This window comes from Sphingobacterium sp. MAE (assembly GCF_056711605.1).
This window is the reverse complement of the sequence record NZ_CM160044.1, coordinates 542,142-559,306: the sequence shown is the minus strand read 5'-3', so window position 1 is coordinate 559,306 and position 17,165 is coordinate 542,142. Positions and strand designations below refer to the sequence as shown.

The 17,165-nt window shown below is 38.3% G+C and carries 11 protein-coding genes and 4 tRNA genes; 12 read left to right on the top strand and 3 right to left on the bottom strand.

Annotation, left to right across the window (positions count from 1 at the left end):
* Window positions 1-107 precede the first annotated feature (107 nt).
* Complete coding sequence (locus tag AC06G9_RS02410) at window positions 108-1,295, top strand: C1 family peptidase (protein ID WP_045755761.1); 1,188 nt, start codon at window positions 108-110, stop codon at window positions 1,293-1,295.
* A gap of 129 nt (window positions 1,296-1,424) precedes the next feature.
* On the top strand, window positions 1,425-2,654 hold the full coding sequence (locus AC06G9_RS02405; protein WP_045755762.1) for a thioredoxin family protein: 1,230 nt from the start codon (window positions 1,425-1,427) through the stop codon (window positions 2,652-2,654).
* An 81-nt stretch (window positions 2,655-2,735) separates the two neighbouring features.
* Here AC06G9_RS02405 and AC06G9_RS02400 read toward each other — a convergent pair whose 3' ends face one another.
* Both AC06G9_RS02400 and AC06G9_RS02395 read right to left on the bottom strand, forming a co-directional pair.
* The gene (locus AC06G9_RS02400; RefSeq protein WP_045755763.1) at window positions 2,736-3,785 is read right to left on the bottom strand and encodes an NAD(P)-dependent alcohol dehydrogenase; all 1,050 of its coding nucleotides are present in this window, start codon (window positions 3,783-3,785) and stop codon (window positions 2,736-2,738) included.
* Between the two features lie 80 nt (window positions 3,786-3,865).
* On the bottom strand, window positions 3,866-5,983 hold the full coding sequence (locus tag AC06G9_RS02395; RefSeq protein ID WP_346574277.1) for a prolyl oligopeptidase family serine peptidase: 2,118 nt from the start codon (window positions 5,981-5,983) through the stop codon (window positions 3,866-3,868).
* A gap of 151 nt (window positions 5,984-6,134) precedes the next feature.
* On the opposite strand from AC06G9_RS02395, the gene AC06G9_RS02390 reads away from it, so the two are divergent.
* The 9 genes from AC06G9_RS02390 to AC06G9_RS02350 all read left to right on the top strand — a co-directional run bounded on the left by AC06G9_RS02390 (window position 6,135) and on the right by AC06G9_RS02350 (window position 11,854).
* Complete coding sequence (locus tag AC06G9_RS02390; RefSeq protein WP_480957462.1) at window positions 6,135-8,309, top strand: M1 family aminopeptidase; 2,175 nt, start codon at window positions 6,135-6,137, stop codon at window positions 8,307-8,309.
* A gap of 203 nt (window positions 8,310-8,512) precedes the next feature.
* Window positions 8,513-9,262 carry a UDP-2,3-diacylglucosamine diphosphatase gene (locus AC06G9_RS02385; protein ID WP_293926080.1) on the top strand — a complete coding sequence of 250 codons (750 nt, stop codon included), beginning with the start codon at window positions 8,513-8,515 and terminating at the stop codon, window positions 9,260-9,262.
* On the top strand, window positions 9,250-9,828 hold the full coding sequence (locus tag AC06G9_RS02380; RefSeq protein WP_045755766.1) for a Crp/Fnr family transcriptional regulator: 579 nt from the start codon (window positions 9,250-9,252) through the stop codon (window positions 9,826-9,828). Before AC06G9_RS02385 ends, AC06G9_RS02380 begins: the two co-directional genes overlap by 13 nt.
* 63 nt (window positions 9,829-9,891) lie before the next feature.
* Window positions 9,892-10,221, top strand: a complete 330-nt coding sequence (locus AC06G9_RS02375; RefSeq protein WP_045755767.1) for a DMT family transporter — start codon at window positions 9,892-9,894, stop codon at window positions 10,219-10,221.
* Window positions 10,222-10,313: 92 nt separating this feature from the next.
* Window positions 10,314-11,387 (top strand): peptide chain release factor 1, encoded by a 1,074-nt coding sequence (gene prfA, locus AC06G9_RS02370; RefSeq protein WP_045755768.1) that lies wholly within the window; start codon window positions 10,314-10,316, stop codon window positions 11,385-11,387.
* Between the two features lie 74 nt (window positions 11,388-11,461).
* Window positions 11,462-11,535: transfer RNA gene (locus AC06G9_RS02365), tRNA-Asp, on the top strand.
* A gap of 50 nt (window positions 11,536-11,585) precedes the next feature.
* Window positions 11,586-11,662: transfer RNA gene (locus AC06G9_RS02360), tRNA-Asp, on the top strand.
* Window positions 11,663-11,688: 26 nt separating this feature from the next.
* Window positions 11,689-11,765, top strand: a tRNA-Asp gene (locus AC06G9_RS02355).
* Between the two features lie 15 nt (window positions 11,766-11,780).
* Window positions 11,781-11,854: transfer RNA gene (locus AC06G9_RS02350), tRNA-Asp, on the top strand.
* Between the two features lie 351 nt (window positions 11,855-12,205).
* Here AC06G9_RS02350 and AC06G9_RS02345 read toward each other — a convergent pair.
* Window positions 12,206-16,249, bottom strand: coding sequence for a glycoside hydrolase family 2 TIM barrel-domain containing protein (locus AC06G9_RS02345; protein ID WP_480957461.1), 4,044 nt, complete (start codon window positions 16,247-16,249; stop codon window positions 12,206-12,208).
* A gap of 337 nt (window positions 16,250-16,586) precedes the next feature.
* On the opposite strand from AC06G9_RS02345, the gene AC06G9_RS02340 reads away from it, so the two are divergent.
* A complete protein-coding gene (locus AC06G9_RS02340) occupies window positions 16,587-17,156 on the top strand; it encodes an RNA polymerase sigma factor (RefSeq protein WP_045756072.1) in 570 nt (189 codons plus the stop codon).
* Window positions 17,157-17,165 lie beyond the last annotated feature (9 nt).

Genomic DNA, 17,165 nt, shown 5'->3' with positions numbered 1-17,165 from the left:
CCGTTGTTCGTTCAACACAATTTTATTACAATCATTTTCAACGATTGGCACACTGATAACTGAATTTATTTTTAATTTAGCATTATAAAATCATTAACTTTTTAAAAATGAATTGGAATAAATCACTCGTATTAGCGGCATCCTTATTTGCAGCTTCTTTACAAGTAGTACAGGCTCAGGACAATTTAATTAATGCCCTAAAAACAAATCAAAATGATAACAGTAAAGCTGGATTTACTTTTACTGAGGTCATTAATTTAAAAAATACTTCTGTTAAAAATCAAGGTTCTTCTGGTACATGTTGGTCTTACTCTGGTAACTCATTTTTAGAGTCAGAAATGATCAGAATGGGAAAAGAACCCGTTGAGATTTCACAAATTTTCTCTGCTCGTAATACCTACTTAGGCAAAGCCAAAAATTACGTTCGCTTACACGGTGGATTGTCTTTAGGTGAAGGTGGTCAATTTCATGATGTTTTAAATGCATTCCGCCACTACGGTGCTTTGCCACAAACGGAGTACACAGGTTTACACTATGGATCTGATAAAAATAATTTTGGCGAGATGACCAACATGTTGGATGCGATGTTAGCTACTTTTGTAAAGAGCAAAACATTAACGCCAAACTGGGAAAAAGCATATACTGCTGCAATGGATTCATATTTAGGTGAGGTACCTAAAAGCTTCCAATACAAAGGTAAAAGCTACACCCCTCGTACATTCGCTGATCAAGTGATTGGAATTAAACCTGATGAATATGTGGGTATTGCATCTGTTACTGATCAACCTTACTACAGCAAATTTGTATTATTGATTCCAGATAACTGGTCTTTTGATAGTTTTTACAATGTTCAGATCAATGATTTGACTGATATCATTGACAATGCCTTGAATAATGGATATACAGTAGCTTGGGCAACGGATGTTTCTGAGAAAAGCTTCAGCTGGAAAAATGGAGTAGCATACGTACCTGCAAAACCATTCGAGCAAATGACACCACAGGAACAACAAGAAATGTTTGTTGGTCCTAAACCTGAAGCAAAAATTACAGCAGAAGAAAGACAAAAAGCTTTTGACAACTACCAAACAACAGATGATCATGGTATGCACATCGTTGGATTGGCTAAAGATCAAACAGGTAAAGAATACTACATCGTTAAAAACTCTTGGGGTGTTACAAATGACTACAAAGGTTATTTATATGTAACAAAAGAATTTGTTCGTTACAAAACAACATCACTTTTGGTTCATAAAGACGGTATTCAAAAAGATTTAAAGTCTAAAATGAAGATCTAATCCTACATAAACAAGGATTATAAAAATGGGTTACAGAAATAAATTTCTGTAACCCATTTTTTTTACAATTTTATTACATAACTTTAGTTGAATTACAAATTAATTAATGACACTATCTACGAATTGGTTATGAAAAAGATATTATTATTCCTCCTAATTTTACCTTTCATCGCGATCGGGCAAGAGAAAGGGATAACATTCGAGCGGGGACTGAATTGGAACCAAATTAAAGAAAAGGCAAAGAAAGAGAATAAGTATATTTTCGTTGATATATTTACCACTTGGTGTGGACCTTGCAAGTACATGTCATCGACTGTATTCCCTCAAAAAAAAGTTGGCGATTTTTTCAATACAAAATTCGTCAGCACTAAAATTCAAATGGATAAAACAGATACGGACAACGAAGAGGTCAAAAGCTGGTATGAAGAAGCTGAGCGCTTTGCTAAAGATTATAAAATAGCGGCGTATCCCACTTTTCTGATTTTCAATCCACAGGGAGAACTTGTCCACCGTATGGTCGGTGGCGGAGAAGCTGATGAATTTATTGAACGTACTAAAGACGCTCTACATCCAGAAACACAATATTATGCCTTATTAAAAGATTTTGAAAATAATCCAACGGATCTATCTTTAGCACATCGCATGATTAAAGCTGCAAATACAGCTTACGATGAAAGCACTGCCATAAAAGCAGAGGATGTGATCATTTCGCAAACAAAATCCCAAGATCTAACTAAAGAGTGTGCATCTTATTTAATCGCTAATACACGTACAACACAATCTAAAGCTTTTGAATTACTCCGAAATAACCCTGAAAAAATAGATTCGCTATTAGGCAAATATGGTGAAGCAAACCGTGTTGTTGCCTCGGTTGCGATCAATGAAGTTTTAGGAACTAAAATCGATTTTAACAACGAGCCTAATTGGGAAGCCTTAAAAAGCGAGATCAATGAAAAATATAGCAACATCAATTTTGAACCTATTTTCAAACTGATGAAAGCGCAGTATTATGTACAGTCCCGCAATTGGACATCGCTAAGAGATATCATCGACAGCTACTTGACATCTGAAGATTTAAGCTCTAATCAATTAAACAGCTTTGCTTGGGAGGTATTTGAAAATAGTAATGATGCAGCATGTCTGGATGCAGCTCTAAAATGGAGTAAAAAAGCTGTTGAGCAAGATGCCAGAAGTGCCTATTTAGATACTTATGCCAATTTATTATATAAAAAAGGCGATAAAACGAATGCGATCAAGTGGCAAGAACAAGCATTATCACTTGCTAATGATGACGAACAAGAGAATTACTCGGATACGCTATCGAAAATGAAGAGTGATCTTCCTACTTGGGAATTATAATAGTAGAGCATGGTCAATAATCATAAAAAAGGGTTGAAAACGATGCGTTTTCAACCCTTTTTTATGATTAGCCGATAAGGGCTAACTATTTTTTAAAGATTTCATATCGATTACGAATCGATATTTCACATCAGACTTGATCATACGTTCGTATGCTGTATTGATATCTTGGATATTAATCACTTCTACATCCGAAACAATTCCGTGTTCACCGCAGAAGTCTAACATCTCTTGTGTCTCTTGAATACCACCGATCAATGATCCCGCTAAGTTTCTACGCTTGCCGATCAATAAACCACCATGTACAGCAGGAAGAGGTTCAACCGCTCCGACAATACACATCGTTTTATCCAATTTCAATAAATTCAAATAAGGATTGACATCATGTCCAACCGGAATGGTATTTAATAAGAAGTCAAAGCTATTGGTATGTGCTTTTAGCTGTTCTGCATCTTTAGAAATCAAAACCTCATCAGCGCCTAGTTTTTTTGCATCTTCTCCTTTTTCAGGTGATGTCGTGATCATCACAACATGAGCTCCTATCGCTTTAGCAAATTTAACACCCATGTGTCCCAATCCTCCAAGACCAATAACCCCAACTTTATCTCCTTTTTTCACATTCCAATGGCGTAAAGGTGACCATGTTGTTATACCTGCACATAAGAGAGGTGCAGCTGCTTGTACATCAATATTTGTCGGAATACGCAAGACGAAATCTTCTTCCACCACAATGTTCTCCGAATATCCACCATAAGTAATACCACCATATTTGGATTTAGAGCTATTATAGGTACCGATCATACCACTTTCGCAGTATTGCTCCAATCCTTCATCACATGGATGACAATGCTTACAAGACTCGACCATACAGCCAACACCAACAAGATCGCCGACCTTATACTTGGTTACCTTTGGACCAACCTCCAATACACGACCTATGATCTCGTGTCCTGGAACCACTGGGTAATGTGGTTGTCCCCATTCTGCCCTTGCTGTGTGAATATCACTATGGCAAACACCACAATATTCAATATCAATAAAAACATCTTTATCCTGCAGATCGCGACGTTGGATTTGATGTGGTTTTAAATCTTCAGCCTCTGAAAAGGCTGCATATGCTTTTGTACTCATGCTCTTCTATTTTAAGTAAAAATAAAGCTTTTCATAAAAAATCCACTCTTGTTGGGAGTGGATTTACTTTGATATGATATTTATTTCAGTGTTTTGATACCCATATTCCACAGGGTAAATGCATATTTATCGGCAGTTTCATTAATCACCACCTCTGTGGAGCGTCCTGCACCATGTCCAGCCTTGGTTTCAATCCGGATCAACACAGGACGGTCACATTTTTGTTTTGCCTGTAGTTCGGAGACAAATTTATAAGAATGAGCAGGTACTACACGGTCATCATGGTCTCCCGTAGTAACCATTGTAGCAGGATAACAAACCCCATCTCTCACATTGTGGACAGGCGAATAACCTTTTAAGTAATCAAACATCTCTTTACTATCCTGAGCAGTCCCGTAATCATATCCCCATCCTGCACCTGCAGTAAAAGTATGGTAACGAAGCATATCCAATACCCCTACTGCCGGTAAGGCTACTTTTGCAATCGTAGGATTGAGTGTTATCGTAGCACCGACAAGCAATCCGCCATTTGATCCGCCAGATAAAGCGGTATAATCTGGTGATGTATAACCATTACTTTGCAGATATTGAGCTGCTGCAATGAAATCATTGAATACATTTAACTTGTTGAACTGGCGGCCACCATCATGCCATTTTTGTCCATATTCACCACCACCACGTAAATTAGCAACAGCATAGACACCACCATTTTGAATCCAGTTGGCTGTAGACACACTAAACGCAGGACTCAAACTGATATTAAACCCGCCGTAACCATAGACGATAGTTGGATTTTTACCATCCAGTTTCAGACCTTTTTTATAAGTGATGATCATCGGTATCTTCGTGCCATCTTTTGACGTATAGAACACTTGTTTCGATTCAAATTCATCTGAATTAAACTTTACTTTTGGCTTAATGTAAACCTCAGATTGCCCATTGTCGACATTAAATTTGAAGCTTGTAGTTGGGGTGATATAGTTAGAAAAACCGTAATAAATCGTTTTCTCTTTTTTCTTACCTGAAAATCCTCCGGCACTACCAACACCAGGTAATTGAATCTCACGAATCTTTTTACCTGTATAGTCATATTGTTCAATAACAGAAATGGCATCTTTCAGGTAATTGGCAAATAAATATCCACCTCCGGTCGACACATTCAATACATGCTCCGTCTCCGGAATCACATCAACCCAATTTTTAGATTCAGGTTGACGAATATTCATTTTCACCAATTTATTGTTAGGTGCATTTAAATTTGTCTGTACATAAAAGGTGTCACCGTCATTATCGATGATATTGGTACTGCTCGCAAAACCACTTAAAATATTCACAATTTTACTACCTGGCTTAGACAGGTCCTGTACATACAGCTCATTGCCTGTAGTCGTATTGGCAGCAGAAATAATCAAAAATTTCTCGTCGTCCGTGAGATAAGCGCCAATATAACGGCGAGGAACTGCAGTACCTCCAAAAATCATTTTGTCAGTAGACTGTGCCGTTCCCAGTTGATGGAAGTAAACCTTATGCTGATCTGTTTTTTCAGATAATTCTGAGCCTTTCGGTTTATCGTAACTAGAATAATAGAAACCGGTATTTCCTTTCCAAGCGATACCTGAAAATTTAATATCGATCAAAGTCTCCCCGATCTGTTTTTTATCTGCGGTATTCAAGATGATGACTTTTCTCCAATCCGAACCACCTTCCGAGATCGAATAGGCCATCAAGCTTCCATCTTTTGAAAAGCTCACATCTGATAAAGATGTTGACCCATCTTTAGAAAATGTATTCGGATTTAAGAATACTTCTTCTTGTCCACCTTTATTCGATTTTCTATATAAGACAGCATGCTGCTGTAAACCATCATTTTTATAGAAATAGGTATAATCCCCCTCTACAAATGGTGTTCCCACTTTTTCGTAATTCCAGATATCTGTCAATTGTTTTTTCAACTGATCACGATACGGAATCTGAGCTAAATAATCATAGGTCAATTTATTCTGTGCAACAACCCAAGATTTGGTGTCACTCGCTAAATCATCTTCTAACCAACGGTAGGGATCAGGAACTGATTCTCCAAAATACTGATCCACTACTTGACCCTTCTTTGTTTCTGGATATTTCAATTCTTGGGCATTTCCTACATGTGCGGACGACATAGCGATTACTGTTAAAATTAAACTCAGTTTTTTATTCATATTTTTTGAAATGAGGTTATAAACAAATTTAATAAATTTATCAGATGTTTAGCCTGATTAAAAAAGAATTAGATTGTTCAAGATTTTTACAATCTAAATTCGTTTATTGCAAAAAATACCCGATTTTACGGAAGCAAAAACGAAATACCGAATGATACATAAATTATTTTTTACGCTGAGCGTATGGGCTAGTATCCAAGTCACGACAACATATGCACAAATTCATGCAGCTTTACCCATCCAGCAGTACCGAGTGACAGAAACAAAAATAAATGATCTGATTCACACCAAACTGGATGTAAAGTTTGACTATGCCAAGCGTTACCTCTATGGACAAGAATGGGTAACACTAAAACCGCACTTTTATCCCACAGACTCTCTCCGCTTGGATGCAAAAGGAATGGATATTAAAGAAGTTTCTTTACTACATGATCAGCAAAAAACAGCCTTAAAATATAACTATGATGGTGAGTCGATGCTGATCAATCTGGGAAAAACATTTCAATCCACAGATCAATACACGATCTACATATCATATGTAGCTAAACCGGATGAACTAAAAGCAAAAGGAAGTGCCGCCATTAGTGATGCCAAAGGTCTTTACTTTATCAATCCAGATGGAAAAGATCCAAATAAACCGATCCAGATATGGACACAAGGAGAAACAGAAGCTTCATCCGCATGGTTCCCTACAATAGATAAGCCGGCTCAAAAAACGACATCGGATATTTCGATTACTGTCCAAGATCAATATACCACATTATCCAATGGTGCATTAACAAACCAACAGAAGCATGCGGATGGAACACGAACAGATACGTGGAAAATGACACAAGCTCATGCTCCATACTTGTTTATGATGGCTGTTGGTGATTTTAAAATCACGCACGATCATTACAAATCGATTCCTGTAGACTATTATTTGGAGCCAACGTATGCTCCATATGCTAAAGAAATATTTGGAAAAACACCAGCGATGATGGCCTACTACAGCCAAGTTTTAGGTGTAGAATACCCATGGAATAAATATGCACAAGTAGTCGCTCGGGACTATGTATCTGGAGCGATGGAAAATACAACCGCAACATTGCATGGTGAACCTGTGCAAAAGACTTCCCGCGAACTATTGGATGATAATGAGGAAGGAACCATTGCACATGAACTCTTTCATCAATGGTTTGGTGATCTTGTGACAGCTGAGTCCTGGTCCAATTTAACGATGAATGAATCCTTTGCAACCTTTGGTGAAGTCATCTGGCATGGTCATGATGGCGGACAGGATAAAGAAGATAAATCTCGTTTTGAAAAACTTCAAAGCTATTTAAGATCTACTAAAAATGGTAAAAGTCAAACACTGGCGCGTTTTTATTATCATGATAAAGAAGATATGTTTGATAATGTATCCTATTCCAAGGGTTCTGTAATTTTATATGCATTAAAAAATCAAATGGGTGATGCTGCTTTTTACCAATCGTTACAAAAATATCTGACAGACAATGCACATAAAACCGGTGAAACCCATCAGCTCAGGCTAGCTATGGAGGAAATCACAGGAAAAGATTGGAGCCCCTATTTCAATCAGTGGTATTATCAAGGTGGGCACCCCATCCTTGATATTCAATATACCTATGAACAAGGAATGCAAAAAATAGTAATTAAACAGGTACAAGATAGTACGGTACAAACCTTCAGTTTACCTTTAAATATTGATTTTTATACCGCAAATGGTAAAGAGACCAAGGCTATAGTGATTAATCAACGTAGTCAGGAATTTAGCTTTCCCTTTGCTCAGAAACCAAATTTTATAGATTTTGACCCTGCAAAGATCTTAGTAGGAGAAGTTCGGGACAATAAAACACAAACTGATTATAGCTATCAATATAAATATGCACCTAGCTACTCTAACCGCAATCAAGCTGTTAGTTATGCCCTGTACAATAAAAACAAGGAAACGACTCAACTTTTAGTGGCTGCATTAGATGATCAAGAGGAGGAGCTTCGAGCAATTGCTATTCAAGGATTGGATTTATCTGACCCTATCATCAAGAAAATGGTGGAATCAAAAATTATAGCCATGGCTCAGCAAGATGTTAAAACAAAAGTTCGTGCCTCAGCAATATTTGCTTTAGGAAATAGTGGTGATCAAAAAAATCTACCTATAATTGAGAAGGGGTTAAAAGAACAGTCTTATGCCGTCATCAGTGCTTCCTTGTATGCGATTAAAAGATTAGCACCCTCAAAATTAGACCGTTCCATTGCTGCTCTCGATTCTGAAGCAAAAACATATTTAGCTACCTTGATTAAAAAACTTAAAAACAACTCGTAAAAAGAAGAGTTACAATTCGGTACTTCCACAGCAAACGACGTCTGCATAGTCAGGATAGATGGATCGCACCTATAGCCTTGTGAGGTATCGAGTAAAAAAACTAAAACGAATGCACGTGTTTTCACAGACCCTGTCACGTCAATTGTAAATAAACAGACAGATCTAAGTTTGAAATCCGAAGTGATTTAGGTAGTTTTGACCACATGTCAACAGCAAAAAATATCTATTTCGCTTCGGATTTTCATTTAGGTTCTTATCCTCAAAGTAAATCCAAAGAAAGAGAACGTCTGATCATATCCTGGCTCGACCATATTAAAGCAGATGCATCAGAACTTTATCTGGTGGGCGATATTTTTGATTTTTGGTTTGAATACAAGACCGTCGTTCCAAAAGGGTATGTACGTTTTCTTGGCAAACTGGCCGAATTGGTTGATCTAGGAGTCAAATTGACCATTTTTAAAGGTAATCATGATATGTGGATGTTCGATTATTTTAAGGAAGAGCTACAAGCGACCATCATTGATGACGAACTCCTGATAACACGAGATCATAAATCATTCTATATTCATCATGGCGACGGTCTAGGAGCAGGTGACTATAAGTATAAAATCTTAAAAAAATTTTTCCGCAGCAGCATCTGTCAATGGCTTTTTGCCCGTTTACATCCCAATTTAGGTATTGGTATCGCTTCCCGTTGGTCAAAGCACAGCCGACTCGCTAATCACGAAGATGAACAATTTTTAGGTGAAGATAAGGAATGGTTGATTGGTTACGCGAAGGAACTGGAAGCTAAAGAACATCATGATTTTTATATCTTTGGTCACCGTCATTTATCTTATGACCGGAAACTTTCTGAAGGAAGCCGTATTGTAAATCTGGGCGAATGGATGAATGAGCATACATATGCGATCTGGAATGGTCACGAACTCCTACTTGAAAAATGGACGGATTAAAAAAAAGTTTACGCGATTGTTTATTGAATTATTATCCACTGGAGGAAGAGGATATCCTTGCTATTGAAGCAATTACCACCGAGGTAAATATCCCACGCAATACGATTATCATCGAACAAGACAAACTACAACATGATATCTACATCCTCTCATCTGGATTAGCCCGTGTGTACTATGAAGTACCCAATAGAGAGATAACATTAGATTTTAATGATGCTGGATGCATGCTCATGTCCATCAACACCTACGCAAGGAATGAACCCGGCTATGAGAATATCGCTATAGTGGAAGATGCAACTTTATTCAAAATAAATTCTACAGCGTTATTTAAGTTGTATGAAGAAAATATTCGAATCGCTAATCTGGGAAGAAAAATCGCCGAATATGAATTCATCAAAATCGAACAGAGAGCGATGTCCAAACTTTTCAATACTGCGCAAAGTAGATATATGGATCTCCTATCCAAATACCCGACTTATATCAACCGCATCAAATTAGGTTATATCGCTTCCTATTTAGGGATTTCTCAAGTTACATTAAGTCGTATTCGTGCCAGCATTCGCTAATTTTTTAACATAGGTAAAAAATAATTTCATGAATTGTAGCCATCTTTGCAAAAAAATAAGGTTATGAATTGGATATTATTAGTATTGGGCGGACTATTCGAAATTGGATTTACGACTTGCTTAGGAAAAGCGAAACAAAGTGAAGGCTCTGCCATGTATCTGTGGTACTTTGGATTTGTCGTTTCTTTATTTTTAAGTATGGGTTTATTGATCAAGGCAACTCAAACCTTGCCATTGGGTACCGCTTATGCGGTATGGACAGGAATTGGCGCCGTAGGTACGGTTTTGATCGGTATTTTTTTCTTTAAAGAACCTGCAGATTTCTGGCGCATATTCTTCATTTTCACTCTTATCGCATCTATTGTAGGTTTGAAGGCAGTTTCTTCACATTAAGCAATAGAACTATTATAAAAACGACAAAATTTCTTTACTTTTGTAAGCTTAAAAGCTCATGCGCATGTCGCGGAGTTTGAATAATGTGAATTATGTTAGAAAAATTACAGGCGATAAAAGAAAGATGGGAAGAAGTGGAGGCTGAATTAGGCAATCCAGAGACCATCAAAGATATGAAGCGTTTTGCCAAATTAAATAAAGAATACAAAGATTTAGGCAAAATTGTAGATCAATACCATATTTACCGAAATATGGTGAGCAATATCGAAACCAACAAAGATATCATCAGCAATGAGAAAGATCAAGAGCTTCGCGATATGGCGAAAGAAGAGCTTGATGAATTATTAGGTGCAAAAGAAGAGAAGGAAGACGAAATCCGCATGATGCTTGTTCCTAAGGATCCTGAGGATGATAAGAATGCGATTATCGAGATCCGTGGTGGTACAGGTGGTGATGAAGCCGCATTATTTGCTGGAGATTTGTACCGTATGTATACCCGTTTCTTTGAGACAAAAGGCTGGAGAGTTGAGGTAATGGATGTTACTGAAGGAACTTCAGGCGGTTACAAAGAGGTGATCTTGAAAGTTATTGGGGAAGATACTTACGGGCAGTTGAAATATGAGTCTGGTGTACACCGTGTACAACGTGTTCCTGATACAGAAACGCAAGGGCGTGTACACACTTCAGCGGCATCTGTTGCTGTTCTTCCTGAGGCTGAAGAAGTGGATGTTGACATTAACCCAGGTGATGTCGAGATGCATACTTCTCGTTCTGGTGGTGCAGGTGGACAAAACGTAAATAAAGTAGAAACAAAAGTACAATTGACTCATAAGCCTTCGGGTATTGTTGTCGTTTGTCAGGTAGAACGTTCACAATTAGCAAACCGTGAGTTGGCTATGGAAATGCTTCGTACTAAACTTTACGAGATCGAATTGAACAAAAAGAACGGTGATATTGCTGCAAAAAGAAAAACTTTGGTCTCTACAGGTGATCGTTCTGCAAAAATCCGTACTTATAACTACCCTCAAGGAAGATTTACAGAGCATCGTATTGGTATGACAACATATAATTTGCCAGCTATTTTGGACGGTGATATTCAGCCAATTATCGACGCATTACAGTTTGCTGAGAATGCCGAAAAGATGAAAGACGGAGCCGTAGAGTAGTTTTTTTTTAAAATAATATTAGCAAATAAAGAAATAAACGCTATATTTGCACACCTTCAAGAGAGAAGGTAAACGGTCTGGTAGTTCAGCTGGTTAGAATACATGCCTGTCACGCATGGGGTCGCGGGTTCGAGTCCCGTCCAGACCGCTAAAAATAGAGAGTAATCTCGAATAGTTCTTTAACAACATTTAAAATTTGGTCCGGTAGTTCAGCTGGTTAGAATACATGCCTGTCACGCATGGGGTCGCGGGTTCGAGTCCCGTCCGGACCGCCAATTTTAAATAAATCTTTACATTTTTCGGTCTGGTAGTTCAGCTGGTTAGAATACATGCCTGTCACGCATGGGGTCGCGGGTTCGAGTCCCGTCCAGACCGCCAAAAAATAGTAAAAACGGTCCGGTAGTTCAGCTGGTTAGAATACATGCCTGTCACGCATGGGGTCGCGGGTTCGAGTCCCGTCCGGACCGCTGGAAAAAAAAGCTTTCAATGCAAATTGAAGGCTTTTTTGTTTATATCCAGGTTACACGTCCGCACAAGCTGATGGCCCCCTACCCGATCTACAGCCAGCACCTCAACTTATGATAACAGCCTGACCTATTTTTTGATTTTCGAATCAATCGTAGTCAGACCTATCACATGTCGCCAGTTCCACTTATGTTTATTCAATAGCTGAATACCAACATGATCCCATATCCAGATAAATTCTTACTATTTCGATCAAAGCAATCACGATCCTTTCGTATCTATACTTGTCTATAAAAGAGAAGCCCTGGTATACGCGATATACCAAGGCTTCTCTACTGTTATAGCTCAAGCTATTATTCTGCGCTCACAGCGAATTCTGCTGCCGCAGCAAAGTCTTGTCCATTTTGAGAACTCAAGGCTGTAAAACGAATAAAACGTCCCTTAACTGGCTTTGCTAAAGTTATCGTCTTCGGTTTTCCATTATTCTCAAAATTTCCTTCCGCTACAGGATCACTCCAATTTTTACCATCGGTGCTCACCTGCAATTTATATCCTTTGATGGCACCATTACCACCACCTTGACGCGGCGTATAGGTAAACGCTTTGATGGTTTTAATGGTATTTGCGTCAAAATCTACCCAATGAGGATATTGGGCAACTGTAACGGAATACATCGAGTGCCATATGGTACTCGGATCTCCATCTAATAAATGAGACGCTTCGCCCTCTCCTGTTTCTTGACTAGAAGCAAAAATCACCTGCATCGGGATACTTTCAATCTTAGGAAATTCAAAAGAAGCTTTCAATTTTTCATATCCCTGAGCCCAAGCAGTTACGATACCGCCCTCACGCAAGTTGACAGGAGCTTTGTATAGCTGTGGTTTTCCTTTACCAATTGTGTAGTATAATGCTGCCGATGCCTGCTCACTTGCAATATGTAAATCACCGTTACGACTTCTCGAAACTGAGATGGGCATATCGCCAGCTGGAGCGACTTGAGATTTTTGACTATAATCTTGATCGGAAATAGGGCGAATGATAAATCCAAATGATGTCGATTTGGCTTTGACACGATCTTGCTCTAATGGAGGTCCTTGTCCACAACTATTTCCACCTAAACCCGTAACTGCAGCATCGATATGCACATGTGTGCCCGAGCTTTTTGGTAATTTATGGGGGTGACTCGCTAACGTTAATTCCATCTCACTCCAAGGTAATGCCGAAGTTGACATATGGTCTTTAGCAATAAAGACCACACCACTTCCTGCTGCATCAGTTAAAGCAGTCCAGCGCACCTCTTCATTATTGCTCATACTTTGTGGATTGGGCCATGGCACAAACTGATCTTTAACAGTGCTCTTGTGCAGTTCAATATTCTGTGCAGTTTTACGATCTGCATAGTTATTGATAGGACCTCTGCCGTAATAGGTGTAGTTGTTATACTGCTCCGGCAACTGCATACTATATCCTAATCGCGCCAATGCAAGTGTTTCATCATTAGAAGTAACATTTGCCGCTAATTCGAGGGAACCATCTTGATAGACCGTCCAAACCTGATTGGTTATGAACTTAAAGTCATGGGCACCAAATGGTCTATCTTTATGCTCTTCTACTGTATATGTACCTGAAGTACCACCCTTGATAGTCGACGCATGAGGAGCTTGCGATTCTACCATAAATGATAGGACGATCGCTCCATCTGCTCTTGTGTAGATCGAATTGGATAACGCTTTATGTTTTAGATCATGTAATCCTTTTTGAAACCACTGTTGATAAGCCCAATTGTCATTGTCCACAGGTGCACGATAGGCATCTAATTTAGGACCCTCCCCATCACGGATAACTTGTTTGCCGGCATAAGTCAGACTATATATACTTCCATTTTCAGTATCAAATTTGATAACGAAATCAGTGCCTTTAACAACTTTTAGGTTTTGCTCGTCAGCGATCTTCAATAGCGCTTTTGTTTGAACCTGTGCAATAGATGATCTCTGTGCTGCTGTTTTTACCAACAACTGCTCTTCCATTTGTACATATCCTTTAGCAGCCCACAATTGATCTTTTGCTAATAAAAACTGTACTTTAACAAAGTATTCAGACTGTTTGTTGAATTTTTGAATATCAAAAGGTAGGGTAATCACCCTTTTCTCACGTGCAGCGATTGCACCAGCTATGGCTACTGCGACAGGTTTTTGTACTTCTACCCCATTTTCATATAAAGACCAGACGATATCATAATCAGCCAAAGAAGTAAAATAGTTCTTATTAAAGATTTCTATTTTACCCTGTGCTATATCAAGAGCTTGTACACCTACATTCTGATAGACTTTCTTCACTTCATAATATTGCGGCTTAGGTTTCATATCAGCGAAAACCAATCCGTTATTGACAAATGTGCCATCATTTGGCTTATCTCCAAAATCACCACCATAAGCCAGGAATTTTTCCCCAGATTGCTTATCATAATAATACATGGCTTGATCGATCCAATCCCACGTAGCTCCTCCCATAAAGAAATTAGTGGACTCTATAGCTTCCCAATAATCGATCAGATTACCTGATGCATTTCCCATTGAATGGGCATATTCAGAAATGTGGAATGGATATTTCATTTTGAATTGACCCTTTACAGCCTGACGCACCCATTCTATGGAAGGATATTGGTTAGAACCGATATCAACAATGCTATTATTTCGTTCATATTGAACAGGACGCGAAGTATCAAACTTTTTAATCGCATCATATGCCGCTACAAAATTCTTTCCGGGACCAGCCTCATTTCCTAATGACCATAATACAATGGACGGATGATTTACATTAGCGTGGACCATCTCCAGATTGCGCGCGACGTGAGCATTCTTCCATTCTGGGGGATGTGATAGAGAAGCATCACCATAATAGTATTCATGGCTTTCAATATTAGCTTCATCTTCCAAGTATATACCATACTTATCACAGAGATAATACCAATATGGATCATCTGGATAGTGCGAATTACGAACATGATTAATATTCGCTTGTTTCATCAAGATGATTTCTTTTTCCATCTGTTCATGGGTCACGACTTTTCCTTTCTCCGGATTAGACTCATGGCGGTTGACACCTTTAAGTTTTACAGTCTTACCGTTTACATAAAAATAGCGACCAGCTAAACCAAACTCATCATCCGACGCTTTTGTATCTTTGATTTCTACCTTACGGAATCCAACATATGTTGAAGATGTTTCTAGTGTTTTATTTTTACTATCCTTCAATTCGGCCACCAAAGTGTAACGGTATGGACGCTCGGCTGACCATTTGTTTGGATTTGCAATCTGCAAAGTAGCATGGACAAGAGATGAGCTATTGGGATTGACATCGACAACATTACTCGAAACCAGATTGGATTGAACAGCCTTATTGACGTCGCTATACAACTCATTTGCATACAAGCTATAGGTTATTTTCAATCCTTTCGCAATCTTTTTGTCTTTATTCAGAATTTCAGACTTGATCGTCAACGTTCCATCCTGATAATGGGCGTCCAGATCAGGAATAGCAACTAAATCACGGATTTGAACTTTCGGTTTTGATGTCAATGCCACCGTTCTAAATATTCCCGGTAGGCGAAACATATCCTGTGCTTCTATAAAAGAAGCATCTGAATTACGATATACTTCAACAGCAACTATATTTTCTCCTTTTTTATTCAAGTAATCCGTGATATTGAAAGAAGCTACATTGCGTGAGTTTTTTGAAAAGCCCACATATTTACCATTGATCCAGAGGTAGAAAAATGAATCCACACCATCAAAATTGATATAGATATCACGGCCATCCCAATTTGTAGGTACGGTAAATGAGCGTCTGTATGATCCAACTTCATTGCGATATATATAAGTTGTCCAATGCTGTGGAGGGGTACGCATCACCCCGCCGCGCCAATCATCTACTTTGACCTGATGCTGAAATATGACAGGTTGATTCACATAAATAGGCACACCGTATTTGAGTGTACCATCCTTTTGAATACCGGCAATGTTCCAACTCATCGGAACTCCGACATTATCCCAAGAAGAAACGTCAGTGTTAGGATCAGAAAAATTTTTAGGTCTTTCTTCTGGAGTCTTTACCCAATTAAATTTCCAAGTACCGTTAAGGGATTGCCAATATGAGCTATTTTCGGGTAATACCTGACGTGCACTATGCGCATCTTGAAAGGAGAAAAAATAAGCATGTGGCTGCTCTTTATTGAGCGCTAGATCTTGTGGTGATTCCCATTCTTTTCCTGTGGGAACAGTTTCGGCCCCGTAACGAAAGCCCGCGACGGGATCTCCGATTTGCGCGTTCGATTGGAAGGTCGATGCCAATAAAACTGCCATGAGACAGCTTATCCGCATAGATAATGATTTGATCATATTGAATTATTAAATAGAGGTTGTATACAAAAATATAAGCAATATAATGAAATACAAGTCGCGACAATTAATCATTCGATTGCGTAATATTTCCATATATAAATGAAACTGTTTCAGTTACTTCAAAAAAAAAGCTAGAATATACGGATCAAAGTAAAAGAGCTTGCTATCCAATGTAATCTTCACGCATACCAAAACGCTCTTTTTTTCGTTTAAAAAATTTACGCTTATCAAAAAAAAAGAGTAGGTTTGGCCTGAAGTAGAATAGTTTTTTCTACGAAACATCATAAATATTAAACTCGTTGGGTTACTATTAGTTATATTAAGGTATTAATAGGTGAGTAAGATCAGTAAATCAAATAAGCTCGAGAATGATGAGCAAATCATAGCCGGTATTCAATCGGGTAGTCGTATTGCACTTGATGCAATATATGACTTGTACTACCCGTCTATTGCCCATATGATTGCTCAAAATAACGGAAGCGAAGATGAGGCAAAAGATATCTTTCAAGAGGCCGTTATCGTGCTTTATGATAAGATTTCAAAAGGTAATTTTGAATTAAGCAGTAAGCTTAAAACTTATCTTTATTCGATTTGCAGAAGACTTTGGCTTAAGCAGTTAAATCGTGCAGGCTTTGGTTCAGTAGATATCCGGGGTTACGAAGATTCACTACCGGATAACGATGATATCGAGCAACATCAGGAGCTTGATAAAAAGTTTGATCAAATGGAACATGCGATGTCCCTTTTAGGAGAACCTTGCAAAACCATCCTTCATGATTTTTATATTCAAAACCACTCGATGCAGGATATCTGCGAGAAGTTTGGATATACCAATACAGATAATGCCAAAACTCAAAAGTATAAATGCCTGCAAAGATTGAAAAAACTATTTTTCACGCAATAACGAAATAGC

Excerpts from the sequence above, each read along its gene's own strand:
- AC06G9_RS02410 (WP_045755761.1), top strand. The coding sequence starts at position 108 with ATGAATTGGAATAAATCACTCGTATTAGCGGCATCCTTATTTGCAGCT.
- AC06G9_RS02405 (WP_045755762.1), top strand. The coding sequence starts at position 1,425 with ATGAAAAAGATATTATTATTCCTCCTAATTTTACCTTTCATCGCGATC.
- AC06G9_RS02400 (WP_045755763.1), bottom strand. The coding sequence starts at position 3,785 with ATGAGTACAAAAGCATATGCAGCCTTTTCAGAGGCTGAAGATTTAAAA.
- AC06G9_RS02395 (WP_346574277.1), bottom strand. The coding sequence starts at position 5,983 with ATGAATAAAAAACTGAGTTTAATTTTAACAGTAATCGCTATGTCGTCC.
- AC06G9_RS02390 (WP_480957462.1), top strand. The coding sequence starts at position 6,135 with ATGATACATAAATTATTTTTTACGCTGAGCGTATGGGCTAGTATCCAA.
- AC06G9_RS02385 (WP_293926080.1), top strand. The coding sequence starts at position 8,513 with ATGTCAACAGCAAAAAATATCTATTTCGCTTCGGATTTTCATTTAGGT.
- AC06G9_RS02380 (WP_045755766.1), top strand. The coding sequence starts at position 9,250 with ATGGACGGATTAAAAAAAAGTTTACGCGATTGTTTATTGAATTATTAT.
- AC06G9_RS02375 (WP_045755767.1), top strand. The coding sequence starts at position 9,892 with ATGAATTGGATATTATTAGTATTGGGCGGACTATTCGAAATTGGATTT.
- prfA (WP_045755768.1), top strand. The coding sequence starts at position 10,314 with ATGTTAGAAAAATTACAGGCGATAAAAGAAAGATGGGAAGAAGTGGAG.
- AC06G9_RS02345 (WP_480957461.1), bottom strand. The coding sequence starts at position 16,249 with ATGATCAAATCATTATCTATGCGGATAAGCTGTCTCATGGCAGTTTTA.